We start from the raw sequence: 26,145 nt of genomic DNA, 5'->3' as shown, positions 1-26,145 counted from the left end.
ACCATTTTCGGTAAACATTTTTATTTTTGTGCCATAAAAATAATAGGTATCATGAATTCAACAGAAAACGCAAACGATCCACGTCACTATATGGTTTTAACAGCTGCTGTAGCCGTAGGCTTTGCAGGTATCTTTCTGCGTTTTGCAGGCGAAGCACCTTATTGGTCTTGGATATCTAACGTGCTTTTGGTTATTGGCGTAATCGTTGCGCTTAAAGGCGTATTTGCAATTTTGAAATAACCGGAGTCAAATCCGATTAAAATATAAAAGCCCTGATGTTATGCATCGGGGCTTTTTTGTGGCTTTTAGCCTCACCCAATCCTCTCCACAGTAGAGAATTGGGTGAGGCCTTAACCCGAAAAACATCTTGATTCCTGATTCTCGATTCTTGCTTCTAATTCTTCGGCCTATACTTCGAATCATTTAAGATTTTCTGTGCATCGTCCATAACCATTAGCTGTTGCAGGGTAACATCGGGATGCTTATCCATGTACTGGCGGACTATCTGCCAGCCCACCCAAACACCAAGCTTAGGGGCCGACTCGTTCTTTTCGCCCAGGCCAACGGTAAACGGGGCATCGTTAAAGTATTGCTGGTCTTTTAACACGTCGGTATCGTAGAGGAGGTTTTCTTCCAGGAAGTAACCCCATATCTGCGGCTGAAAATCTGCCGCCCATTTTAGCTGAGCGGTAGTGTATCTGATTTTTGTGGTATCCCCAACGGCAGGTAAAATCAAATCCATAGCATACATAATTTTGCCGTTGTATATCATCTTTTGCAAAACCGACTTGTCGCCGGCCTTTTCGGGGAACATATCTTCGCGTAAGATCCCTTCAACAACACGAGGCGCAATGTTGGCCGGGGTAAAGTATCGGGAAATGTAATGCGGAAAATTATCAATCAGCGCGGGGTAGAATTTGGAGTTAGCCCCCAGGAAAAGATCTAACCCAATAGCGAAGTACCCATTACCCAATGAAGTTTGCGCCTGAAAGCCGGAGAAGTAGGCGTATATCTTAGGCAGCTCTTTCTTCGGGAAATAAAATTTTATGCGGCGAAAAGCATCGGTCAGCTCTTCGTTTTGTTTATCTAGGTTGGGGTAAATAGAATCTACCTCGTGTTTAAGATCGTTATATGCTTTGGTGGTAAAAACTTTTTTCAGGGTGCCCAGGTAAGCGGTGTCTTTAATACTACCGGCCTGTAAAATGCGTTCCATATAGTCTTGATAAAACAAACCATACTTTTTTTGCAGTGCTATGGCTTGTGGCTCCATCGGCGGGTTACGCATCTTGTCCAAATCGTGGTCGAAACGGTGAATCGTTACATTAACCGGTATGTTACTTACATCCACATTTCCGTGCCTTCCGCAGGCACTGAATAGGATTAACGTGATAAAAATTAAGTAAATTTGTGTTGTTTTGACAGGGGTAGAAATCATATTTTAGCCTTTCAACAAAATTAATGCTTTTTGCGTCGAATTATAGCGCAATGTCACTCAATCTGCAAACATGAAGATCGCACTTGCCCAGCTTAATTATCATATCGGAAACTTTGAAGCCAATACTGCTAAAATTATCGATGCTGTAAATGAGGCAAAAACTCAGGCCGCCGACCTGATCGTATTTACCGAACTTTGCATCTGTGGATATCCGTCGCGCGACTTTCTGGAGTTTAGAGAATTTATAGGCCTGTGCGAAGATGCGGCTCAGAAAGTGGCTGCCGCCTGCACAGATATCGCCTGCATAATCGGCATCCCTACGTACAATAATAAACCTCAAGGAAAAGAACTAAGCAATTCGGCTTACTTTATTGAGAACGGCAAGGTTAGGGCAGTGGTAAATAAGGCGCTTTTGCCTAATTACGACGTGTTTGACGAGTACCGTTACTTTGAACCCGAAACCGAGTTTAGCTGCATTGACTTTAAAGGGCACCGTATAGCATTAACCATTTGCGAAGACCTTTGGAATACCTTCGAAAATCCTTTGTACGTAGTGCGCCCAATGGATAAACTGATTGAAGAAAAGCCGGACGTGATGATCAACATTGCCGCTTCGCCGTTTTCTTACATGCACGATGAAGAACGTATCCAGATCTTAAAAGATAATGCAATCCGATACGATTTGCCGCTTTTCTATGTAAACACTATTGGCGCCCATACCGAATTGCTTTTCGATGGAGGCTCGTTGGTGTTTGATAAGGCCGGTAATGTGGTAGATGAGATGCCTTACTTTGAAGAGAAGATAGCCTATTATACCCTTAACGATGATTCTTCTATTACGCCCAACCAACCGGTTACACTGATGGAAAAACGGCAAAGTAATATCGAGCAGATTTATCAGGGTATTAAACTGGGCATAAAAGACTATTTCACTAAATCTGGTTTCAGTAAGGCAATATTGGGTTTATCAGGTGGCATTGATTCTGCCGTGGTATGTGCTTTGGCTGCCGAAGCATTAGGCCCCGAGAATGTAATGGCGGTATTGCTGCCATCGCGCTTCTCTACAGATCACTCTGTTAAAGACGCGCAGGACCTTGTAGATAACCTGGGCTGTAAATCAGAACTGATTGCTATAAAAGATATCACACAGGCTTTTGAAACGGCTTTGTCGCCGCAATTTAGCGGCTTGCCATTTAACATTGCCGAAGAAAACATCCAGGCGCGCAGCCGTGCGGTATTGCTGATGGCTATGAGTAATAAGTTTGGCTACATCCTGTTGAATACATCGAATAAAAGCGAAGCTGCTGTGGGTTACGGTACCTTGTATGGCGATATGTGCGGTGGTATTTCGATACTGGGCGATGTTTATAAATCGCAGGTGTTTGAGCTGGCGCGATACATTAACCGCGAGCGCGAGATCATCCCGGAAAATACAATCGTTAAACCGCCTTCGGCAGAGTTAAGGCCAGATCAAAAAGACAGTGATTCGCTGCCTGATTATGATGTGCTGGATAAAATATTGAAGGAATATATAGAGCACCGCTGCTCATCAACCGAAATTATTAAAATGGGATACGACGAAACGCTGGTACGTAAAGTGCTTCGTTTGGTTAATATCTCCGAGCATAAAAGATACCAGACCCCGCCAATACTAAGGGTATCGCCAAAAGCGTTTGGTATGGGTCGCAGGATGCCGCTTGTGGGTAAATATCTTTCTTAAAAAAACTCACAAAATATTCATGTTGCAATTAAACCTTTGTAAACGTATTAGTCTAATAAAGTACATTCAAATAAACTTATGAAAAGGGTAGTCAATGCAACGCTGATACTGCTCAGCGTGGTGCTTATTTCAGCATGCTCGAGTTATAATTATTACAAAGCCGGTACAACCAAGCTAAACACAACGCAGTACAAGTCGTTTGCCTGGGTACAAGATCCTGCCCAAAGCAACCCGAAACCGTCTAGAAACGGTAAGGCGTATGCTGGTAACGCTTATTACAATAACCAAAGCGCTTCGCAGGCTATTAAGCAGGCTACCATATTTAATTTACAAGGCAAAGGCTTAAAAGTGCAGGAAGAGGAGCCCGATCTACTGGTGCATTACACATCGTCAGTTGGCCGTGGTACCCGTTTGGATTTTTATAACGCTTATCCGTTTTATTACGGTGGCGGCTTTTACCGCCCTTACTGGGGTTGGGGAGGCGGCTGGGGCTGGGGCCTTGGTTTTGGATACGGCTGGGGTGGTTATGGTCCCTGGGGCTACGGAGGCTGGGGCTATGGCCCAACTTACGCAGTACCTGAAAATTATAAAGAAGGAACGATCATCATCGACCTTATTGATCGTAAAACCAGGCAAATTGTGTGGCGCGGTTTCGGCGTAGGCGAATTGCACCGTAAGCCTCAAAAAACAATAGACGAATTACCAAAAGTGGTTGAAGGTATATTTAAACAACTGCCGGTAAGTATGTAATAAAGAACTTTGCGGTTCGTAAGCAAAGCCCGTGATGATTATTCGTCACGGGCTTTGTTGTTTATAATTATCGCTGTGCCTTAAATCGCGCTTCATGGTGGGTTATGAAGCTTTGTCAGGCTGAGGAACTCGAAGCCCCACCTACAGAGTTGTGACTCATAGTAACGCCTAATTCGTTTTTCATTAGGAATGGGTGTAGATACTATGAATCGTCAGTCCGAGCGCTCGTGAATTCGCTGTGCGATCAAATCTGTATTTGAGCCATTTCACACGCGGCACGCGTACGCCAGCACTGGAATTTTCTAAAAAAAATGTGGTTGGTGACAACACCAACCACAGGCTGAAATTACCCTATAGATACTTAATCTACTGATGAAGTCATATAATAGGGAGCTAACAATACGCAATCAATTTGGGCTTTTACTCCTTTTTGAGAAAAAAGATTGATAAATGCTTGATTCGATTGATTAAAAGGGTGTCGACTACCAACCGGGCATCCTGCTTCCATTTCAAAAATCAATGGCAAAATGAATTTCTTACTTTCTACGGATAATCCATTTTCCTTTGCAGGAACCCACAATCCTTTCGTTGCAGTTATTAATTCCGAAAGTATTTCTTTAAATACAGGATAACGTTTATCATACTCTATAAATTCAACATTTGTAATATCTCCTTTAGCATTAATTATAAATTGGGCGAAGACTGTAGATGAAACGCAAAGATCAGTCGACTTTTGTTTTGTTACACGGGTAAATGTTTTTGAAATGTATTTTGCTAACGTATCATTTTCCACTAAATGTGCTTCAACCCGTTGCCCGGATTGGGCTATTGTGAGTTGAACTGAAAAAGTTAGAATAATGAAAACCAGGATTAGGAAAAGCTTATTCATGTGTGATTAATTACAATGTGTGCCGGCCGGCCAGGTTAGGCACCAGGTTATTGTGCTGCAAACATACGATATGGTGGAAGTAACACGCAATCTATTGGTGCTACGGTTTTCCCGTTGGTAAAAAGCTCCATAAAAGCTTCGTTAGATTCATTATTGGGACTAATTTTGCATCCGGCCCCCATTTCGAAAATAAGTGGAAAAACAAACATCTTACTTTCTACCGGTTTTCCATTTTCGGTAGTTGGAATCCATAGTCCCTGTGTCGACGCAATCAGCTCAGCTAAAATCTCTTTAAAAACCGGGTAACGTTTGTCGTACTCCACGTAATTAACCTCGACAATTTTGCCATCTGCACTAATTTTAAATTGGGCAAAAACTGTTGATGATATACAGAAATTGGTGTTCTTACCTTGTCTTATCCGACTAAACGTTTTTGCAAGATACCGACCAATCGTATCATTTTGAACAAGGTGAGCTTCTATCCTCGAACATGATTGCGCACTAACAAATTGTAGAGAAAAGCTTAATACAAAAGCTAATATTGCTGTAAATAGTATTTTCATAATCATTATTGGCCTATGAATGATGTTTTAACCATAAGTGTTCCCTGAGAGCTGGCGCACGCGTGCCGCGTGTGCCAGCTCTCAAGTAACAATGTTTAATTTTATACAGTTTTGCGGCCATTTCACACGCGGCACGCGTGCGCTAGCCCAGGGGACATATCACCTACTTCAAAAACGAAATTGCCTCTACAACCTTGCTGTCTACTCTTTTTTCCTTTAAGTAAGATTCAAGTTTATAAAAAAATTCTTTTTTGCATCCATAATATATTGAGTAATGTTTACCATTAACATTTAAACTATAACTGTCGGCGCTTGGGTCATTATTTTTATGTGCCGAATTTGTGTAAAACTGAGAATTATCATCAATGAACTTGTATAGGTAGGAAAAAGTTATCGTATCCGTTACCGCTCTATCAAATTTTGCGTTAATGTACTTCTCTTCCAGTTGATCTATGGCGGTTTTGCTATTGCGACGTATATCCGTTAACTCCTTTATTTGGTCATTACTCAAATGGATCTTTACCGGAGCAGTACTAATATAAAGCGGGTTATAGATATGAAGCCTTATACCTATATGTTCGAATATTATGACGCCGGTCCTGATTTTTGGCTTATCATTGCAGCCCATTAGTAAAAATGCAAGACAAAGAATTAGTTTGTTGATCATATATATAAATTAGGGATTTTTTTTAGTTTCCGCAGGGTCTCTCGACAGAGGACCCTGCGATTTAGGACAGTCATGTGCGATAGCCAACCCTGGTGTTAGCGCACGCGTGTCTCCAACCTGGCGCAAGTATGCAGCGAAGGTCTGTGTGGTAGTGTACTTGTGCCTATATAGCATTAACCGCCTTTATCGAATTAGCTCGCAACAATGGGGATTAATCTTTATTACTCCCGGTAAAAGTGATGGTAAATTATAATAATCACGGGCGCTGCTAAATAAATAATGTTCTGCATTTTCTACAAAACCAGCTGTCACGGGATTATTATGAATGTAATCTAATTTCTGATGCATCATATCGGCGGTATACAATTCAATAGGATGATTATCCTGTCGCCAAAGTTGAAACCCTACATTATTGCTATTAAGCTGTCCTGCTTCCTGCATCATTTTTAATATCCATTCGCGCCTGCTTTCTTGTGGATGAGTACTGATCGCATTCCTCAAGGCCATCGATGTATGCCTTTTCATATCTCTTACAATATTTTGCATATCATCTTTTTCTGTACCGATAATCATGTGCACATGGCTGGTCATGATAACCCAGCCATAAATCTGTAAGCCCTTCTGCTTTTGGCAATATTGCCAGCTATCCAGTAATATTTGTTTATACTCATTTCGTATAAATAGATCTATCCAGCCAACAACTGCAAAACTTATAAAGTACAGACCGTCTTGTTTATGAAATTTATATTTGGTACTCATTATTAGATATACAGTTTAGGTCAGTTTATCGTAAAGGCACAAGTACTCAGCCCGCTTCCTAACGCTGCATACTTGCGCCAGGTTGGGGGGTTTAATATTATGTACACAAAAGCTGCAGGAATATCTTTATAACTCCTTCCGATAGCTCCATTGCCCATCTCAAACTGAAATTCTTTAATTTCGTCGATTTTAAAAACGCGTTTCTTTTTCCCTTCAGAAGTAAAGCAAATTTCGGTATCGGTTAACGTTATTTGCCAACGTCTGGTATTGTAAGGGCTGCCATAACTGCATCTGATCAAATCATCTTCTATTGTAATCCGGCATCCGTTATAACCTAAAAACATGTTACGGGGTGATATTTTTGGTTGAACAGGTAAAGGTGGCTAGTGCTTTTTTACAATAATATACAATTTCTTCAAATTTAACTTATAGTTGGTGGCAAGTATCCAACGGCAGGATGGGGGTTGAGTACTAATGCTTATGAAGAAGAGCTTGCAAAATGCCCCTCTAGTAAACTATCCCACATAGCCGCTGGCAACATTTTGTCACCAAAAAAGACTTAAAAGTAATTAAAGGTGGAACACAATCACTTTTTTAGACAAATGATTGTTTTTGTAAAATATTAGTTCTTAGACAGATGTATTGGTTAAAATCCAAAAAATGACTTTTAAGTAGGAACACAGTGGTGCATGTGGTGCAATGCACCATGCACCAAATGGCCGCGTAAAATCGCCTAATAAGCGGCGCCTTTTCTGTACACCCAATTTCGTTCGGTAACTTTCCCTTCCAAAACTTCGATGGGGTTTAAAATACCTTCTCCATCGCTTTCATCGGCAAAAAACTCGTGTTTATCGGTACTTATAAACACCGAATATCTTCCGGTTGGTAAGTTAGCTTTATAATGGCCTGTACTATCGGTATGCACTACTAAAACCAGTTTAGAGCTAACCGTCGTAAATATTGTGGTGCTTCCGGTGGCCCGGTTAAGTTTTGTAGGTTGATAGATGTACAAATCGCATTTTAAACCTTGTGGTTTTTGCGGCGCGCGGTTAGGGCCAGGCATTTGATTGCCGCTCTGCCGGTAAACATAACCCGATATACCCTGCTGCATTTGAGTTGGTTTTAAACTATGGCAGGCCATTAAAACGACCGTACATATGGAGAGAAAAATTTTCATGGCTTGTGCTAAATTCATTTTATTTTTCGTGTAATAATATACCTTTAACAAAATAAATTTAATCATCGTATATAAACCTGGTTTGCAGGCCCGATACGATACCTTGCTGCCTAATACTGACCATGAATAAAAGCCGTTTCGCAATAGCCCTTTCTTTTGTTTCGTGCCTGCTGTTTAGCCGCGCACAAGCCCAGCAACCTTTGGTGAGCGAGGCAAAAAAGGCAGAACTCAATGCGTCGGCGCAGCAACTTAATCAAATCTACGAAGCGCAGCGCAAGCAATTTCCTACGTTGGCCCTAAAATATAACTGGAATCTTAGTAGCATTCGCAAAGATGGCGGCATAATGCGATTGCATAGGATCACCGATGCAGGCTTCCCTGTGTTTGTTAAAACAGATAATAATACTACATCTGCGGCAACTACCCGTACCAATCTGGTACAACCGGGCGGCAGCCTCAACTTAGGTCTTAGCGGATCGAGCACTTTTTTAAATGGTAAGCTTGCGATATTTGATGGCGGAGCGGTACTAACCTCCCACCAGGAATTTGCCGGTAAAACTATTACCATTAAGACTACGGGTGCCTCTGTATTGGAGCATAGCACCCACGTTGCAGGCACTATGATAGCTAAAGGCGTATACGCGCCCGCAAAAGGCATGTCTTTTGGAGCTAACACGCTTAACTCTTACACTTTTGATAATGACGTGGCCGATATGACTGCAGCAGCATCGAGCCTGTTGCTTTCCAATCATTCCTATGGCACAGTTGCCGGTTGGGACTACGATGGCACCCGTTGGAACTGGTATGGCAAGCCAGGTGATACCGAAGATTACCAATTCGGGTTTTATGGTACGCAGGCACATGACTGGGATAATATAGCTTACAATGCACCCTACTACCTAATTGTGGAGTCGGCGGGTAATAATAGAATTTATAATGGCCCTGCAGTTGGCGACGATTACTGGGGAGAGCGCAGCAGGACTGATCCTACTTTTGTAGATAAAGGAGCGAGGCCCGCCGGTATTAGCAGCAATGATAGCTATGACATTATTCCGGATTATGCCAACTCTAAAAATATCATGACCGTAGGTGCCGTAAATGCGTTGCCGTTTGGCCCAAGTACCCGTAGTGATGTGTCAATAGCAACCTTCAGTTCGTGGGGGCCTACCGATGATGGCCGCGTTAAGCCGGATATCTGCGGCATGGGAGTTAACGTATTGTCGACCGGCAGCAGCAGTAATAATAGCTATGTTATTTTGTCGGGCACATCTATGGCTGCGCCCAATGTTACAGGTTCGCTTCTCTTGTTGCAAGAATATTATGCCAAGCAAAATGGAGGCAAGTTTATGCATTCGGCTACTTTAAAAGGCCTGGCTTGTCACACGGCTTTTGATAGTGGAAATATCGGCCCAGACTATATTTACGGTTGGGGCCTGTTAGATATGGCAAAAGCAGCGCAAGCGATTACCGACAACGGCACCAAAAGTTTGGTTATTGAAGATGTGTTGACGCAAGGGCAAACCAAAACCATCCCGGTAGTTGCCTCGGGCGATGGTGTGCTGATGGCTTCTATCTCCTGGACTGATCCTGCCGCTGCGGCCACCGCCGATGGCACCCTGAATAGCCGTACCCCTAAACTGGTGAACGATTTAGATATTCGCATAAGCGATGGCACTACGACCTTTATGCCTTGGGTACTAAACCCCGATCAACCTGCTGTAGCGGCAACAACTGGAGATAATATTCGTGATAATATAGAGCAGGTTTATATTGCTAACGTTGTACCGGGTAAACAATATACTATTACCATCAGTCATAAAAATACGCTACAATCGGGCAGCCAGGCTTATTCGTTAATTGTGACTGGTGTGGGGGGCGCGGCTTATTGTACTTCTGCCCCCGCTTCCAGTGCCGATTCGAGAATTAATAAGTTTACGTTATCTAATGTGACGAATACTCCGGTTGCGGGTTGCACTACTTATGCCGATTATAGCGGGACATACACCGTGCAATTAGAACCGGGTAAAACTTATCCGTTAAGCCTAACGCTGGGCACATGCGGCAGTAACTTTAATAAAATAGCTAAGGTTTTTATTGACTGGAACGCCGACGGCGATTTTGACGACAGTGGTGAAGTGGTTGCTACTTCCGGCGTGATCAATGCAACCGGGGTATTTAATGCCAGCGTTACGGTACCAACAGGAGTTACCATTGGTAATTATACTCGTTTGCGTGTAGTACTAACCGAAACATCTGATCCTGCTGCTGTTACCGCTTGCGGAACTTATGCTAAAGGCGAGACCGAAGATTACCGGGTACAATTTGTGCAGCCAGCGCTTGATGCAGGTGTTGTGGCGGTAAATAGCAGCACAGCTTCGGGCGCATGCGCAGGGCCAACTAAATTGGTGATAACTATCAGAAACTTCGGCACGCAAACGCTAAGCACCATACCTGTAACGTTAACCGTTACCGCGCCGGATAATACCGTAACTACTTTTAACGAAACTTTTACCGGTTCTATCACCCCGGGCTCGCAAGCAGACTATACCTTTACCAATACATATACCACTTTAGCGGGTGTAACTTATACCATCACTGGTGCCACCAAATTACCAAACGATCTGGTTGTTGCTAATGATCAAACAACAACATCGCTGGTTATTGGCTCTGTGCCGGTGGCGTCAAATTTGTCGGCCTATTATTGTAACAATACCAATAGCTATCAGCTTTCGGGCACAGCGTCGGATGGCACGCTTTTGTGGTACTCACACCTTAATGATGTTATCCCCATTGCCGCGGGTTCACCTGCATCAACCAACACGGCGCCAATTGACAATACGTATTATGCGGGCATTAATGACTTTAGCGGCACGGTTGGCCCAACAACAAAAGCTGCATTTACAGGTGGCGGATACAACCAATATACGCCGGCCATTAACGTAACTACGCAGGCGCCTATGGTGCTGGAAAGCGCCCGTTTGTATATAGGCAATGCCGGTAAAATAACATTTACGGTGGCCGATGCATCGGGGCAAATAGTTTCTACCACTACCATTAACGCAGCACTTACGCGTAGCGTGGCCGTACCGCCAACTGCTGGCAACGCTGCTGATGATGCCGCAGACCAAGGCGCAGTTTATCCACTTAATTTGATCTTTCCATCGGCAGGAGCATATACCATCAATATAAGTTATGATGACGATGCTACCATCTTCAGAAGTAACGCAGGGGTTACCGGTTATCCATTTACCATTGGTGGTATCTTCAGCATAACAGGTAACACAGCTACGCCAAATTCAACAAGTTATTATTATTATTTGTACGATATGCATATCCGTAGTTACGGCTGTTCATCTGCCAGCCGTATGGCGGTTACTTTAACCAAACCACTCATTACCCAAAATGTAAATGTGTTGAGCTCGAATTATGCTACAGGTAATCAATGGTATTATAATGGCACATTAATTACTGGTGCCACCGAACAAACCTTTAAAGCAACAGAAAGTGGCAACTACCAGGTGAGTGTTGCCGTTAGCGGTACTTGCACGGCATTGTCTGATAATTTTGCATTTGCCCAAACTGCACTTCACCCGGATAATAGTACCGACATCGGACTTACCATTTTCCCGGTGCCGGCGTCAAGCACGCTTAATGTGTTGTTCGTGGCCAAAACAGGTGGCGACCTCAGCATGTCTTTCATCAATAGCCTTGGCCAGGTAATGTATACCGATAAGCGCACCGTAACGGAAGGCAATTTCAGTACGGCACTCAATGTCAACGGGCTGCCACCGGGCACTTATGTGCTACGCATTATCCTTGCCGATAAACTTTATGCCAAGAAAGTAATTATAGTGCGCTAACGCCTAGAAAGAATATTTAATGCCAAGGGCCGGTGCCAGGTCGAAGGTAGATCCGGTTGCAAATTCGATACGCGGATCGAGGTCTACGCTGAGGCTTATGGGAGTTTGCGGTATGGTATATTCTACACCGATAACACCATCTAGGCCAATTAGGATGCGCCTGTTATCGTAGTAATCGCGGCCGTCGTTATAAGTGCCTTTATCTATGCCACCAATGTGGAAGCCGCCGCCATAGTAGAAGTTTAGCTTATCAACATTAAAAATAGGTACATGCTTTTCGTATAGTCCCGTTACCACTGCACCACCTTTGCGAAAGCCTAAAATCCCTTCAATCGCCTGGTCGTTATCGAAGAAATATTTAATGGACGGACCGATCTCATATCCCCCAAATTTTAGTCCCACGGCCGATCGGTAGCTTACTTGTGCCTGTGCTTGTTTACCCGTTATTACAAATGCTGTTATTACAATAATAAAGTAGATGGTCTTTTTCATAGTGTACGATTTATTACAACTAAACGCCGTTTATTGATTTTTATGACCCGGCTTGTCTCAAAAATGTTACCAAAGAGGGCTATGCTTTTGATTCTCTGACAATAAAAGTGAAGAAAATTTTATTTCGATGGCTGTGTGTCAGATATTAAAAATAAAGTATTTATTTAGTGATCTTAATTTTTGCATGTACATGAATTCCCTAATTAAAACTTCAACCCAGGTACTTTTTAGTGCTCTGCTGTTATCATCTGCAATAAGCTATAGTCAACCTGCCGACAATGTAAAATTGTATAAAAATGGCATGGTGGTATGCGCTTATCCGGATGCTTCTCAGGTTGGGGTTGACATACTCAAGAAGGGTGGGAATGCGGTAGATGCTGCGGTTGCTGTACAATTTGCGCTGGCAGTAACATTGCCCGAGGCAGGTAATATAGGTGGCGGTGGGTTTATGGTTTTTCGTCCGGTTAAAGGGATGCCAGCTACTTTAGATTTTAGAGAAAAGGCGCCTGCATCGGCCAACACAAATATGTTTTTGGATGCCGCCGGAAACGTGGTGCCCGATATGAGTATCTCAACCCACCAGGCGTCGGGAGTACCAGGATCGGTTGATGGGATGGTACAGGCCCATGCAAAATATGGTAAATTAAAATGGGCTGATCTGGTTCAACCTGCTATTGATCTGGCCCGTAAAGGATTCAAGATCACGACTCATCTGGCCAATGATTTGAATCGTAGCGCCGAAAGTTTTAAAACGCTGAACCCGGGTAAAAATTATTTTCTGAAAGATACGCCATGGCAAGCCGGTGATTTGTTGGTGCAGGAAGACCTGGCTAACACTTTGGAGCAAATTCGTGATAAAGGTCGCGCAGGTTTCTATGAAGGCAAGGTGGCCAATCAATTGGCCGAAGAAATGAAAAGCGGCAACGGCAAGATCACCTTGCAAGATTTAAAAGATTACCATGCAGTTTGGCGCAAACCAATTATTGGCAAATACAAAGACTACAAGATAATCACCATGCCGCCGCCATCGAGCGGGGGGATAGCATTGTTGCAATTACTTAAATCGGTAGAGAAATATCCGCTGCATCGTTGGGGGTACAATCAAGATTCGACTGTGCAACTTATTGTTGAGGCCGAACGACGTGTATATGCAGATCGTTCTAAATACCTTGGCGACCCTGACTTTTTTAAAGTTCCGGTTGATAGTTTGTTAAACCCCGAATACATTACCTCCCGGATGAAAAGCTTCAATTGGGATAAAGCCACTCCAAGCAGTGAGATAAACCCGGGAACATTTGCAGGTTATGAAAGCGACCAAACCACGCACTATTCAATTGTAGACCGTGATGGTAATTCGGTATCTATCACCACCACGCTTAACGGTGGCTTCGGGTCTAAGATAGTTGTTAAAGGCGCTGGCTTTTTGTTGAATAACGAGATGGATGACTTTAGCGCCAAGGCAGGTGTGCCCAATATGTTCGGCCTTACCGGTGGCAAGGCTAACAGCATCCAGCCGGGTAAACGCATGCTATCCTCTATGACACCTACTATTGTCGAAAAAGATGGTAAGCTGTTTATGGTGGTTGGTACCCCGGGTGGATCTACCATTATCACATCTGTTTTTCAAACCATTTTAAATGTAATAGAGTTCGACCAACAAATGCAGCAAGCCGTTGAGTCCAAAAGGTTTCACCACCAATGGCTGCCCGATCAGGTTAATATAGAAACCGACGCAACGTTAAGTACCGAGGTGAAAGAGAAGTTAAAGCAAAAAGGGTACAAGTTAGTAGTGACAGGAGCAAGCGGCAGGGTTGATGCCATATTGGTTACCAAGGGGATGTTACAAGGCGGAGCCGATCCGCGTGGCGACGATACCGCTATTGGCTGGTAAATTAAAATACACTTGATTAGTAGATAATATCGGCTTACATTTGATATGCATGCATACTAAGGCGAAAAACCACGAAACCATCGACTATTTGCTCAAGATTGTATGGCAAACTATGGCCAACCGATACAATCAGATCGTAGCCGAATTTGACATTACGCAATCTATCGGATACCTGTTGATCAATATTGACGAAGAGGAGGGAACTACTGTTTCGCAGGTGGCGGCGCTTATCGGTGCCAAATCAACCAGCCTATCGCGCATGCTTAATCAGGTCGAAAAAATGGGCCTTATTTACCGCGAATTGAATAAAGGTGATAAGCGCTCTGTTAAAATATATCTTACAGATTTGGGTAAAGAGAAACGCCGCATGGCACGCATTGTTGTAAAAGAGTTTAACAATTATCTTAATGCCCATATCACGGAAAAAGAGAAAGACTACCTCAACGATATCCTCAAAAAAATAAATAAGCTTACGGTTAACTATAAGCCTTAAATGCTATTTATCTCTTTCTGCAACTCCGACTATAATTTCTGTAAAGCCCTTACCGTTAATTATAAATGTTAAAAAATGTTAACCTGCCGTTTTTGAAATTTAAAACAATAAATTTGCCGTTTGAAAAAACGTGTATGAATAGGTGGTTTATAGCGATTGCATGCCTGATTGTTTTTGCAGGGTGTACAAAATCAAATGACATTGCCACCAATGTACAGAAGCAAGCTGCTATTGATGATCAGAAACTGGCGGACTTTATAAAGGCTAACAACCTGAATGCCGTACACGTAGGGGCACCAAAAACGGATACGATTGGTGTTTACTATGTTATAGAAGATCCCGGTACGGATGCTGCTTTGTATACTACGTCAACATCGGTTACAGTTTCATTTACGGCTAAGTACATAAATGACAACGGTACCGAAACACAGTTTACAAGTACTAATGATTTTAACCCCTCGTACGTATTGGGGGCAACTATAAAGGGCTGGCAGCTAGGTATACAGGCTGCAAAAATTAATAAAGGGGGCAGAGTACGATTGCTAATGTCTTCGCGTTATGCATACGGCCCATATCCGCAAAGTCAGTATAATTTGCCTGCAAATTCAATACTCGATTTTGACATAAAAATATTTGATGTAACAAATTAATAAATGAAACAAACGCTTACTACGCTTCTACTACTTTGTACAATAGGGTTAATGACTGTGGGGCTTATCTCGTGTAATAAAGACCCCAATAAAAATATTGGAATTAAAGAATACGATCAGCAACAGATCCAGAACTACATAACTGCAAATGGCCTAACCAGCATGACCCGCGATTTGAGCGGTGGCGATACAACCGGCATGTACTATCAGATATATCGTAAAGGTACCGGTAAGGTGCTCGATTATCCGGATGATATTTCTTTTACATACACTATTAAAACCCTCGATGGTTCTTATACCGTAACTGATACGGTTGTTAACCATGCTTATAATTACGTCGGTCATTTAACTCCCAACGGGTTAATGCTTGCTGTGAAAAATATTTTAATAAACAATGGAACGCAGGCTAGGGTGCTAATTCCATCTCACTTGGCGTACGGTACCTCAGGATCGGGCACGGGCAGCACCAGATTGCCGGGTAACGAAAGTTTAGATTATTATATCAATATTATTGATAACCAGCCTGCTTATGACGATATCTGTATTCAAAACTACATGAAAACCAATGGCCTTACAGGTTATACAAAAACATCTACCGGTTTATATTATAAAATTACCCAGGTAGGTACCGGCACCGTGCCAATTGGCGAAAACTCTATTGTTGGTTTGCAGTATACCAGTAAATTATTTAATGCTACTATTTTTGATGAGTACAATGCGGTAGACTCTAGTGCTACTTCTGTAAGTTATGATAACATGATTGCAGGATGGCAGGAGGGGTTAAAAAAAGTAACTAAGGGGGCCAAATTATCGTTGATTATTCCATCGGGTTTAGCTTACGGTAAGTATCCATCAAGCTACTCATTTACTACAAGTACGCCGCCAGTAAACAGTGCCATACAAACCGACTTTAACGTACAATCGGTTACTAACTAATATTATCGCCCCAACGCCTGCTTGTATGCTTTAAGGCAACGTGCGCGCGCTTCGGTGTTATCAACTATGGGTTCTGGATATTGGCTTGTGCCATACTCCGGAACCCATTTTTTTATGTATTCCAATTTCGGATCGAATTTCTTTAATTGTGATTCAGGGTTAAAAATTCGGAAATAAGGCATAGTATCCGTACCAGATCCTGCTACCCATTGCCAGTTACCTACATTGGCCGATGCATCGTAATCAAGCAGTTTTCGTGCGAAGTAATGTTCACCCCAGCGCCAGTCGATCAATAAATGTTTAACCAATAAGCTCGCAGTTACCATCCGTACGCGATTATGCATAAACCCAGTGGCGTTTAATTCGCGCATGCCGGCGTCAACTAAAGGATAGCCGGTTTTACCCTCGCACCATAATGCAAATTCCTTTTCGTTATTGCGCCATTTGATACGGTCGAATTCTGGACGGTAGGCTTCATTTATCGTTTTAGGGAAGAAATCGAGCGACATCATGTAAAACTCCCGCCATATCAATTCATTTAACCAGGTGCGCTCATGATATTGTGTTGCCTCGCGAGCCAGATCACGGATGCTTACCGTGCCGAACCGTAAATGCAAGGCGATGTGCGAAGTACCTTTAATAGCCGGGAAATCGCGCTTTTTAGCGTAATCCTCTATCACGCTTTTGTACTCAATCGGAGGGAATTCAGCTTTACTTTCTGTAAAGCCCATTTGCTTTAGGCTGATGTCTTTTAGTGGTTTTGTTTTATATAGATTTTTAAGGTATTTCTCAGTGGGGTATGATTTTAGGTGAAAAGGCTTTAGGTTGTTCAACCATTTCTTTTTGTATGGAGTAAAAACGGTATAAGGCGTTTTATCATCCTTTACAACCTCTTGCCCTTCAAAAATCACCTGATCTTTGTAGGTTTTAAATTCGATCTTATGTTTGGATAGAAGTTCCCGGATAGTCTCATCGCGATGTTTTGCGTAAGGTTCATAATCGTGGTTGGTGTATACTTTTGCCACTTCATAATCTCTGATTATCTCTTTCCATGCGTGCTCAGGTCTATCGTATTTAAGTAGTATGCTGCTGCTGTGTTTGTGCAGTTGTTTGTCAAGTTCTTGAATTTCGTTGTAAATAAAAGTTACCCGGGCATCATCTTTATCTTCAAGATCACCCAGTATTTCTTTGTCGAAGATAAATAAACAGAGTACCGGATTATCACCTTTAAGGGCATGATACAAACCTGCGTTATCATGTAAACGCAAGTCGCGGCGAAACCAGAATATATTGATGGGAGATTTATGCATAAAGATCTTTGAGTGCAGCGGTTATTTCTGGGAATTGGAAAATGAATCCATTCTCCTCTATTTTCTCTGGCGAAACTCTGGTGCTTCCTAACACAACTAAACTCATCTCGCCTAAAAGTAGTTTCAGTGCAAATGACGGAACGTTAGGCATCCAGTATGGCCTGCGCAATTGCTTAGCCACAGCCTTAGTGAGCTGTTTATTGGTCACCGGATTGGGGGCAACCATATTATATACGCCCTGTATATTTTGATTTTTGATTACATGGAGATACATGTCGATAGCGTCCTGAATGTGTACCCACGGTATCCATTGTTTACCGGTACCCAAGGCAGTCCCAATCCCTAATTTTATCGGGAAGGCTAGTGGGGGCAATGCGCCGCCCTGTGTGCTTAATACAACACCTGTACGTAATTTTATTACACGCAAGCCCAGTTGTTTGCCCTGGTCTACAGCTTGTTCCCACATCAGGCAGCAATAACCTAAAAAGTCTTTGGCAACAGGGCTTTCTTCCGTCAAAAGTTCATCGCCGCGGTCGCTGTAATAGCCGGTGGCCGATGCTGAGATAATATTTTTAACCTGATGGGTTCTCCGTTTCATTAACTCGTAAATCAATCCGATGGATTGCGTACGACTATCTATTAATAACTTTTTGCGTTTTTTAGTCCAGCGTTTGTCGGCAATGCCTGCCCCAGCCAAATGAACTATAGTATCTACACCATCCAGGCAATGCTCATCTATTTTGCCTTGCTCTACATTCCATTGGTAGGTTTTAACCTTGCTGTCTTTGCCCTTACCGCGGCTTAGGTGACTTACCGTATAGCCTTCGGCTAATAATTGTTTGGTTAAGTTTTTACCAATAAGGCCGCTGCCGCCTGTAATTAAAATGTGTTGTTGCTGCATGGTAAAGTATCTGCTAATATCATGCCTGTAGTAGAGCCTCTTTAAAAGTTGTTCTTTTCATAGGCACAATATCAAGAATAGCATCATCACGAGAGATGAGATCGTATTTTAAATTTTCGACCAGTGTTTTAGCATGCGAATAACTAATGGGGGTTAAAAAGTTAAGCCAGTAGGACGACAGCGCGGCCGACACTTGCGGCACAGTGACTATTTTGGTGCTTACATTACGGCAAATATCGCCATAGATCATCAGCATTTGCTTAAAGGTAATTACATCCGGGCCACTGATATGAAACTCACTGTTGTAGGATGCCTTATTAAGCAAACAGCCGGTTAGATAATTAATTACATCGCATACAGCAATTGGCTGCTCTTGTGCTTTTGCCCAGTTTTTGGCTATGATGACAGGCATTTTGCGGGTAAGCCCATCCAAAAGTTCGGTAGCTATACTGCCCGAGCCAACCATCATAGTGGTTTTTAATATGGTAATAGCGGCATCGGCTTTGGCCAGAATATCTTCTACATGCTGCCGCGAAAGCCCAACCGTGCTTAAATGGTCGTCAATGTCGCTGAGCGAAATAATCTGTTTGCAGTGCGTTTTATCAACAGCATCCACAAAATTTTGAGCGACTATCGCCTCCAGCCCCGCAAAGCCAGAGGTTTGTACCATGGCATTAACCAGGTAATAAGCAACGTCAATATCTGCAGGCAATTCCTCCATACTATGACTGCGCAGCAGATCGCCTTTAATAAGGGTAACCTTATCGGCGTAAGCACTTTGTTTTGAGAATAAATTTTTATCGCGAACGAGACATACAACCTCATGGCCTTTATCCAGTAAAGCTGGTATCAGCCTGGTTCCAATGTACCCGTTCGCTCCGGTAAGCAACACCTTCATATCAGAAGTGCAACAATAAAAACAGCGCGGGGTTTTTACAATAAGTGTTTAAAAGTTTTATGGGCTTTAATTGGTGCTTTTGGAAGGCTCGAGCACGTAAAAAGATTGTCATTCTGAACGTAGTGAAGAATCTTCGGTAATAAGCACAGTCGCCTGTTAGGTGTAGAAGATTCTTCGCTGTCGCTCTGAATGACAAGTTGGGAGGACTTATGCCATCACCAAATGCGGTTTAAATGTATCGGTTTTAACCTCAGCTTTTAACTCGTGCAAAATATTGTACAAACCAAAATTGGTGCGGTTTACATAAATAAAATGCTTCACACCGCGAGCTTGTTTAAACTCGGGCATTTTAGATACCTGCTCGCCAAAATTAAAGAGGTCATCAAAAAATGCGGTTTCACCGAAGTCGAAATGATCGCTCATGTAAGGTTTGGCAAAAAGGCTGATCATTTGCTTGTACATAGTGTAGTAAAACTCTATCTGCTGCGGCGAATCTTTGGTATGGATCATCTCCAATTGGCGGAAGGCTTTGATCGTCTCTTCTTTATCTTCCAATAAATTGGTGGAGGTGAGGGAGAAGAAGGGGTAATAAAAATCTTCGGGCATTTCTTTAATGCAGCCAAAATCAATGATACCCAGCTTACCTTCGGGTGTAATCATAAAATTGCCGGGATGCGGATCCGCATGCACGGCGCGTAGCTCGTGCTGTTGAAAGTTGTAAAAATCCCAAAGCGCCTGGCCAATCTGGTTGCGTAACTCTTGCGACGGGTTAGTGGCCAAAAACTCTTTTAAATGCTGACCATCTATCCAGCTCATAGTGATAATACGTTTGCTGGATAGCGAAGGAAAGTATTCGGGAAAAACAATGTTCTGCAGATTGGCGCATGCTGTAGAAAACTCTACCGAACGACGCACTTCCAATTCATAATCTGTTTCTTCAAGTAAGCGTTCCTCAACCTCTCGCATATACACATCCAGTTCCTTTTCGCTCATACCCAACAGACGAAATGCGAATGGTTTTACCAATTTCAGATCCGATGATATTGAATCACCCACGCCAGGATACTGGATTTTTACAGCCAATTTGCGGCCATCTAGTTCTGCCTGATGAACCTGGCCTATCGAAGCCGCGTTAGTAGAGCGCAGGTTAAATCTATCATAGATCTGCTCGGGTGATTTGCCAAAGTATTTCTTAAAAGTTTGAACAATAAGCGGCCCCGAAAGGGGAGGTGCATTGTACTGCGATTGCGAAAACTTATCGACATAAGCCGTTGGCAGCAGGTTTTTATCCATGCTGAGCATCTGGGCTACTTTGAGTGCGCTGCCTTTAAGCTCGCTTAACGAGGCATAAATATCAGTGGCGTTATCCTCGTTTAGTTGGCTTTTATCCAGGTCGGGGTTGAATAGTTTTTTAGAGTAATGCTTAATATAGTTGCCCCCAACCTGAAATCCTGTTTTTACAAACCGGGCAGATCGTTCTACCTTAGAGGTAGGCATGCTGCTTTGTTCTTTATTCCTTTGGTCACTCATCTTTATCATCAAATAGTGCAGTCAGTTTATTAATGTCGATGTCTGCATAATCGTTAATTAGCAGATTAACAGGTTTCAGTTCACCGGCTTTGTGGGTAGTTGTAATGGCTACCACTTTCATCCCGGCGCTGTTGGCTGCTTTAACGCCGGATATCGAATCTTCAAAAACCACACAATTTGCGGGCTCCATATTTAACTGGGCGGCCGCCTTTAAAAATATTTCGGGATCGGGCTTGCCGTGGGTAAGCCCTGTGTTGTCTACAATAGCATCAAAATACTGCCGTATGTTTAAATGCCCGAACACAAAATCAACATTGCCATGTGACGCCGATGTGGCAACGGCCATCTTAACTCCCGCATCTTTTAGTTCAGCCAAAAATCGCTCCAAACCATTAATGGGTTTAATATAGGGCGCATATACCTTTTTATAATTCTCGTTCTTTTCCTCAAACATGGCTTTCACTTCGTCTTCTTTAAAACGGCCATCGAGTAAATGGTGTAAACCTGTTAAGCCAGGCACGCCACTTAATTGCTCGTTAAAGGTTTGTTGTGAAAGCTCTGGTAAGCGATGGGTTTTAAATAACTGCTGATAGGCCAGAAAATGGTAAGCGTTATTATCAATTAAAGTTCCGTCCATATCAAATATGGCAGCAAGTTTTTTCATAGAAGCGTTGCGTGTCTCGAAATGTCCATGTCAGGATTAGCCTCACCCAACCCTCTCCGGGGGAGAGGGCTATCCTTGCAAATGGATATATAATATTTTATCAGCTCCCTCTCCTTTGGAGAGGGCTGGGGTGAGGCTTTTTTACACCCACATTTTCTCCCTAAACTTTCCGTTCTTGGCCAAAAACTTGCCGTACTCCAGCAAATTATCAATCGGCGAGCGTTGGAAAAGATCGAACGTTACGTTTACGCCCTTTTCGATGGCCTCATCTGTTTTTTCGAAGCCGGCCGAATTGTCATTAATCCAGAAGTTGAGCACGAACCCGAACTGCATCCACAGGCCGTCTTTATATCTTTTAGCTAAGAAACGGCGATCTGCCAATTCGCCCGATTCAAGGCCCTGTTTAATTACATCGTCGGCAAAGTTCTCTACTATAACTTTCAGCGTATCCAGCACACGCGGGTGCGATAAACCCTTAGGCTGCCTGTTAAAACTGTATACTGCAAAGCTGCGGCTGCCTTTTAACAGTTCGAAAAAGCTATAGAAAAACGATAGTGCCTTTTCGCGCGATGAATATTGTGGCCAGATCTCCTGCGTTTTAATTTCAGCAATGGTTTTAGTAGCTGTTTCGGCCCATATGTTTTGTTCTAATGCTTCGAAGGAACCGAAGTAACGATAAAATTCTTCTTCGGTAATTTTATTCTTCTTAGCAAATACGTATACCGACTTAGGCTGCTCGCCTTGGGTAAGTACATAATCTATATAAGCCGATTGTATGCTTTCGATAGTGGCCATAGTGATGCTTTTTTAGTTAACCTGAAGTTACGATTTTATACATGTGCAAATGTCATGCTTGTATAAATAACGCTCGGATTTTGTAAATGGTGTTGATAGTGAACAGATTATCGTTCATTATTGTGCTGAAAATGAATAACGATAAATTATATTCTCCTAAACAATATCATTAACTTTATTGAAGATTTTGGCTAAGTGCGGTTATGTGAAATGTTGGAAAGATGTCAAAAATTGCGTCATTGTGCTGAAATGACACAAATAATTGCAATTTTTACAAATCCGCTGGATTAATTGGGCAGAATGAGCAATAAAACGATATTGGTTTGGTTCAGAAATGATTTGCGTGTAAACGATAACGAGATTTTGTTAGAAGCTACACGGAAAGCCGACAACGTTTTGCCTGTATACATTTTCGATCCCTATTATTTTAAGGCAACCGAAGCCGGTGTACCTAAAACTGGTAACATCAGGGCTAAGTTTCTGCTGGAATCTGTAGCAAATCTGCGTCAGAATCTACAGGCATTAGGCGGCGATCTGATTGTTAGGGTAGGCAACCCCGCCGAACTAATCCCTCAGTTGGCGCAGGAATACCAAGTTAGCGAAGTTTACCATCATCGTGAAGTGTCTTTTGAAGAGACCGCTATTTCCGAAGAATTGGAGGCAGCGCTGTGGAAGATGAAACTTAATCTGAAACATTTCATAGGCCATACCCTTTACCATAAAGAAGATCTTCCATTCCCGATAAAGGATATACCGGATAGTTTTGCCGTATTTAAAAAGAAGGTAGAGCGAGACAGTGATGTGCGCCCATGTGTGCAGACACCCGAACACATCCAATTGCCGGAAAATGCCGAGCCCGGTGAAATGCCGACCCTTGAAGAGTTAGGCCTCGAAGAACTACATGCAGATACCCGCGCGCGATTCTTATTTGCAGGAGGGGAAACTGCCGGCACCGAACAACTGCAGCGATACATTGATAATGCCCTTGCCCTTATAGGTTCAAAACCTGCGCGTAATGGTATGCAAACGTATGTTTCTGGCATATCGCCGTGGTTGGCTATGGGATGCTTGTCGCCAAGGCAAGTGTACTGGTCGGTAATGCAACATTTTCATCATAACAACAACCCGCTGGTACTCGAGCTTTTATGGCGCGATTACTTTAGGTTTATGTTTAAGAAACATGGCAGTACCAAATTCTTCAATCCGGAAGGGTTTAAGGCCGAAGCTCCGGAAGTTTCTTCTAAGCAAGACCAACTTTTCGAAAACTGGAAAAACGGTACAACCGGTAATGCTGCTATCGATGCGGCAATGTCCGAATTGAACCATACCGGTTTCATCAACAATTATACCCGTCAAACGCTGGCGGCGTACCTCATTAAAGATCTTAAAGTAGACTGGACCCTCGGTGCGCTATACTTTGAAAATGTGCTGATAGACTATTCGCCGGCAAGCAATTGGGGCAACTGGGCTTTTGTAGCAGGTGTAGGCAATGACCCGCGCGAGAACAAATACTTCGACACCAGTAAACTAGGTACTGAGACAAAGGACGAATACCTGGCTCTTTGGTTATCGCACACTAAAGACGTAGCGTAATTTCATAAAACCACATACGTCATCCTGAACTTGTTTCAGGACCCCAAGAGACAGGTATTAAACTTTGCAATCGTTTAATAAGCATATAAGATGCGGATCCCAACAATAGTGGGGACGGCAATACGCTAAAATTTCTTATAATTTACACAGCGCTGATGCTTACCCTGTAACTTTTTACCACAGAAAGCGTTGTATATGATATAAATAAACACGTACTTAGTAGTACCAATAAACATAACCCAAAATGAACTCCTTCGAGCAATTTACCGTTATTATCGGCCTTCTTGCTGTAGCTTTCGAAGGCTTCGATTATATCAAGGGCTTCGTGAAAAGACTCTTCCATTAATTTTTATTGACATTTTTTATCTCTCGCAGATTAAAATAAAGCGGCACTGTTAGAACTATAAATTAAAAGCCGCTAAACCATCTTTTGTAATTGCCGTTTTAACTACATGGCAAAAAAGCTCCGGCTCATTCTCGGCGATCAACTAAATAGCAGGCATCACTGGTTTCAGAAAAAAGAGCGTGATGTAATTTACGTGTTGATGGAGGTAATGCAGGAGCAGCAATACGTGATGCACCATGTGCAAAAGATACTGGCCTTTTTTGCTACCATGCGCAACTTTGCACATCAGTTGAAGAAATTGGGCCACGAAGTGGTTTATCTTAGTTTAGACGATGCTGATAATCAACAGTCCTTTGATGAAAATCTGAATAATCTCATTGAAAAATATCACATTGGGCGATTTGAATATCAGCTTCCCGACGAGTACCGCCTGGATGAGCAGCTTAAAACCTTCTGCCATAAGCTTGAGATAGATTATGGTATTGCCGATACCGAACATTTTCTGACAACCCGTTATGAAGTACGCGATTTCTTTGGCGATAAGAAGAGTTACCTTATGGAAAGCTTTTACCGCAGCATGCGTACTCGCCTTGGCATACTAATGCAGGGTAAAGATCCGGTTGGCGATAAATGGAACTTCGACCACGACAATCGCAAAAAGTATGATGGCAAAGTGCCGCTTAAGAAACCGGTTATTTATAATCACGATGTGTCTGCACTGAAGACGATGATCGACAAAATGGGGGTGAAGTATTTTGGTAATGTTGATGCGGAACATTTTGGTTGGCCTTTGTCGCGAAAGGAAGCTTTACAGTCGCTTAACTATTTCTGCGAAAACCTGTTGCCACATTTTGGTACTTATGAAGATGCAATGCTCAACGAGCATATCAGTTTGTTCCATTCCCGCTTGTCGTTTGCGCAAAATATTAAGATGATTTCGCCTCAAGAAATCGTTGCCGCTGTACTGGGTGAATGGGATAAGCGCAAAGATGAGATCAGCCTGGCGCAGGTAGAAGGTTACATTCGCCAAATAATTGGCTGGCGCGAATTTATGCGTGGAGTGTACTGGGCCAAGATGCCCGAATTTGCAACGCTGAACTTCTTTCGGCATAAAAATAAGTTGCCCAAATGGTTTTGGGATGGCAATACCAAAATGAATTGCCTGAACAAGTGCATTGGTCAATCGCTCGATTATGCCTGGGCGCATCATATTCAGCGACTGATGGTGATCGGAAATTTTGCCCTGCTTTCGGGCTGCCATCCCGATGATGTAGACGAGTGGTATCTTGGCGTTTACATTGATGCCCTTCAGTGGGTAGAGATTACCAACACCCGCGGCATGAGCCAATTTGCCGACGGAGGTATCATAGCATCCAAGCCTTATGTGGCATCTGCGGCCTATATTAATAAAATGAGCGATTACTGCAAAACCTGCCACTACGACTATAAAAAGAAGCACGGCGACCGCGCGTGCCCCTTCAATAGCCTTTACTGGAACTTTTTCGACCGCAACGCCGACAAACTGGAGCATAATCCGCGCATTGGTATGATGTATAAAACACTGCAAAAGTTTGATAAAGCTGAGTTGCAGAAAATATTGGAACAGGCTGAGGTTTATTTGGGGATGGTGGATGAGTTATAGCTAGAAATTAAAAAACGCAATCGGAAGGCGAAGCCTGTTTAAACAGCAAGTCGCCCAGTCTCATACCAAAGACCATTCTGAGTTCCGGACTAAAAATTAAAATTGTTACTCTTTTCTGCCATATATTACCTGAATATGAATTTATTTTAAAAGGAAATCTGAGGTAATTGTCTTAGTTTTGTAC

General features: G+C 42.8%; 25 protein-coding genes. 10 read left to right on the top strand and 15 right to left on the bottom strand.

The window, feature by feature from the left end; genetic code table 11:
* Positions 1-51: 51 nt before the first annotated feature.
* Positions 52-240 carry a hypothetical protein gene (locus tag GSY63_RS19530; RefSeq protein ID WP_166587501.1) on the top strand — a complete coding sequence of 63 codons (189 nt, stop codon included), beginning with the start codon at positions 52-54 and terminating at the stop codon, positions 238-240.
* Positions 241-394: 154 nt separating this feature from the next.
* Here the strand turns inward: GSY63_RS19530 and gldB are convergent, their stop codons facing one another.
* Positions 395-1,435 carry a gliding motility lipoprotein GldB gene (gene gldB / locus GSY63_RS19525; RefSeq protein WP_166587500.1) on the bottom strand — a complete coding sequence of 347 codons (1,041 nt, stop codon included), beginning with the start codon at positions 1,433-1,435 and terminating at the stop codon, positions 395-397.
* Between the two features lie 70 nt (positions 1,436-1,505).
* On the opposite strand from gldB, the gene GSY63_RS19520 reads away from it, so the two are divergent.
* Entirely contained in the window at positions 1,506-3,155 is a 1,650-nt protein-coding gene (locus GSY63_RS19520; RefSeq protein ID WP_166587499.1) for an NAD+ synthase, read from the top strand.
* A 78-nt stretch (positions 3,156-3,233) separates the two neighbouring features.
* Entirely contained in the window at positions 3,234-3,905 is a 672-nt protein-coding gene (locus GSY63_RS19515; protein ID WP_166587498.1) for a DUF4136 domain-containing protein, read from the top strand.
* A gap of 361 nt (positions 3,906-4,266) precedes the next feature.
* Here the strand turns inward: GSY63_RS19515 and GSY63_RS19510 are convergent, their stop codons facing one another.
* The 6 genes from GSY63_RS19510 to GSY63_RS19485 all read right to left on the bottom strand — a co-directional run bounded on the left by GSY63_RS19510 (position 4,267) and on the right by GSY63_RS19485 (position 7,978).
* A complete protein-coding gene (locus GSY63_RS19510) occupies positions 4,267-4,794 on the bottom strand; it encodes a hypothetical protein (protein ID WP_166587497.1) in 528 nt (175 codons plus the stop codon).
* 47 nt (positions 4,795-4,841) lie between these two features.
* Positions 4,842-5,357 (bottom strand): energy transducer TonB, encoded by a 516-nt coding sequence (locus GSY63_RS19505; protein ID WP_166587496.1) that lies wholly within the window; start codon positions 5,355-5,357, stop codon positions 4,842-4,844.
* 163 nt (positions 5,358-5,520) lie between these two features.
* Positions 5,521-6,024: a hypothetical protein gene (locus GSY63_RS19500; RefSeq protein WP_166587495.1), complete on the bottom strand. Its 504-nt coding sequence runs from the start codon at positions 6,022-6,024 to the stop codon at positions 5,521-5,523.
* Between the two features lie 183 nt (positions 6,025-6,207).
* Positions 6,208-6,783: an REP-associated tyrosine transposase gene (locus tag GSY63_RS19495; RefSeq protein WP_243749273.1), complete on the bottom strand. Its 576-nt coding sequence runs from the start codon at positions 6,781-6,783 to the stop codon at positions 6,208-6,210.
* 20 nt (positions 6,784-6,803) lie between these two features.
* Positions 6,804-7,127 carry a hypothetical protein gene (locus GSY63_RS19490; protein WP_166587494.1) on the bottom strand — a complete coding sequence of 108 codons (324 nt, stop codon included), beginning with the start codon at positions 7,125-7,127 and terminating at the stop codon, positions 6,804-6,806.
* A gap of 389 nt (positions 7,128-7,516) precedes the next feature.
* Positions 7,517-7,978: a hypothetical protein gene (locus GSY63_RS19485; RefSeq protein ID WP_166587493.1), complete on the bottom strand. Its 462-nt coding sequence runs from the start codon at positions 7,976-7,978 to the stop codon at positions 7,517-7,519.
* Between the two features lie 104 nt (positions 7,979-8,082).
* On the opposite strand from GSY63_RS19485, the gene GSY63_RS19480 reads away from it, so the two are divergent.
* Positions 8,083-11,820, top strand: coding sequence for a S8 family serine peptidase (locus tag GSY63_RS19480; RefSeq protein ID WP_166587492.1), 3,738 nt, complete (start codon positions 8,083-8,085; stop codon positions 11,818-11,820).
* Between the two features lie 3 nt (positions 11,821-11,823).
* Here GSY63_RS19480 and GSY63_RS19475 read toward each other — a convergent pair whose 3' ends face one another.
* A complete protein-coding gene (locus GSY63_RS19475) occupies positions 11,824-12,312 on the bottom strand; it encodes a hypothetical protein (protein ID WP_166587491.1) in 489 nt (162 codons plus the stop codon).
* Between the two features lie 190 nt (positions 12,313-12,502).
* Between GSY63_RS19475 and ggt the strand changes: the two genes are divergently transcribed.
* The 4 genes from ggt to GSY63_RS19455 all read left to right on the top strand — a co-directional run bounded on the left by ggt (position 12,503) and on the right by GSY63_RS19455 (position 16,282).
* Entirely contained in the window at positions 12,503-14,203 is a 1,701-nt protein-coding gene (ggt, locus tag GSY63_RS19470; RefSeq protein WP_166587490.1) for a gamma-glutamyltransferase, read from the top strand.
* A 49-nt stretch (positions 14,204-14,252) separates the two neighbouring features.
* Complete coding sequence (locus GSY63_RS19465) at positions 14,253-14,696, top strand: MarR family winged helix-turn-helix transcriptional regulator (protein ID WP_166587489.1); 444 nt, start codon at positions 14,253-14,255, stop codon at positions 14,694-14,696.
* Positions 14,697-14,830: 134 nt separating this feature from the next.
* A complete protein-coding gene (locus GSY63_RS19460) occupies positions 14,831-15,346 on the top strand; it encodes an FKBP-type peptidyl-prolyl cis-trans isomerase (protein WP_166587488.1) in 516 nt (171 codons plus the stop codon).
* A 3-nt stretch (positions 15,347-15,349) separates the two neighbouring features.
* Entirely contained in the window at positions 15,350-16,282 is a 933-nt protein-coding gene (locus tag GSY63_RS19455) for an FKBP-type peptidyl-prolyl cis-trans isomerase (RefSeq protein ID WP_166587487.1), read from the top strand.
* Between the two features lie 2 nt (positions 16,283-16,284).
* On the opposite strand, the gene GSY63_RS19450 is transcribed toward GSY63_RS19455, so the two are convergent.
* The 6 genes from GSY63_RS19450 to GSY63_RS19425 form a co-directional block, all read right to left on the bottom strand.
* Positions 16,285-17,592, bottom strand: a complete 1,308-nt coding sequence (locus GSY63_RS19450; protein ID WP_166587486.1) for a cryptochrome/photolyase family protein — start codon at positions 17,590-17,592, stop codon at positions 16,285-16,287.
* Positions 17,585-18,493 carry a TIGR01777 family oxidoreductase gene (locus GSY63_RS19445; protein WP_166587485.1) on the bottom strand — a complete coding sequence of 303 codons (909 nt, stop codon included), beginning with the start codon at positions 18,491-18,493 and terminating at the stop codon, positions 17,585-17,587. The genes GSY63_RS19450 and GSY63_RS19445 overlap by 8 nt, the downstream gene beginning before the upstream one ends.
* 19 nt (positions 18,494-18,512) lie before the next feature.
* Positions 18,513-19,391 carry an NAD(P)H-binding protein gene (locus GSY63_RS19440; protein WP_166587484.1) on the bottom strand — a complete coding sequence of 293 codons (879 nt, stop codon included), beginning with the start codon at positions 19,389-19,391 and terminating at the stop codon, positions 18,513-18,515.
* Positions 19,392-19,598: 207 nt separating this feature from the next.
* Positions 19,599-20,921: an ABC1 kinase family protein gene (locus GSY63_RS19435; protein WP_166587483.1), complete on the bottom strand. Its 1,323-nt coding sequence runs from the start codon at positions 20,919-20,921 to the stop codon at positions 19,599-19,601.
* Positions 20,914-21,585, bottom strand: a complete 672-nt coding sequence (locus GSY63_RS19430; RefSeq protein WP_166587482.1) for an HAD family hydrolase — start codon at positions 21,583-21,585, stop codon at positions 20,914-20,916. Before GSY63_RS19430 ends, GSY63_RS19435 begins: the two co-directional genes overlap by 8 nt.
* 141 nt (positions 21,586-21,726) lie before the next feature.
* Positions 21,727-22,380 (bottom strand): TetR family transcriptional regulator C-terminal domain-containing protein, encoded by a 654-nt coding sequence (locus GSY63_RS19425; protein WP_166587481.1) that lies wholly within the window; start codon positions 22,378-22,380, stop codon positions 21,727-21,729.
* 300 nt (positions 22,381-22,680) lie between these two features.
* Between GSY63_RS19425 and GSY63_RS19420 the strand changes: the two genes are divergently transcribed.
* Positions 22,681-23,973 (top strand): DASH family cryptochrome, encoded by a 1,293-nt coding sequence (locus GSY63_RS19420; RefSeq protein ID WP_166587480.1) that lies wholly within the window; start codon positions 22,681-22,683, stop codon positions 23,971-23,973.
* 142 nt (positions 23,974-24,115) lie between these two features.
* Here the strand turns inward: GSY63_RS19420 and GSY63_RS19415 are convergent, their stop codons facing one another.
* Complete coding sequence (locus tag GSY63_RS19415) at positions 24,116-24,316, bottom strand: hypothetical protein (RefSeq protein ID WP_166587479.1); 201 nt, start codon at positions 24,314-24,316, stop codon at positions 24,116-24,118.
* A gap of 109 nt (positions 24,317-24,425) precedes the next feature.
* Here GSY63_RS19415 and GSY63_RS19410 point away from each other — a divergent pair, with 109 nt between their 5' ends.
* Positions 24,426-25,961: a cryptochrome/photolyase family protein gene (locus GSY63_RS19410; protein ID WP_166587478.1), complete on the top strand. Its 1,536-nt coding sequence runs from the start codon at positions 24,426-24,428 to the stop codon at positions 25,959-25,961.
* Positions 25,962-26,145 lie beyond the last annotated feature (184 nt).

This window comes from Mucilaginibacter agri (assembly GCF_009928685.1).
Classification (GTDB): Bacteria; Bacteroidota; Bacteroidia; order Sphingobacteriales; family Sphingobacteriaceae; genus Mucilaginibacter; species Mucilaginibacter agri.
Note: the sequence above shows the minus strand (reverse complement) of the source record. Positions and strands in the feature narration are given on the sequence as shown.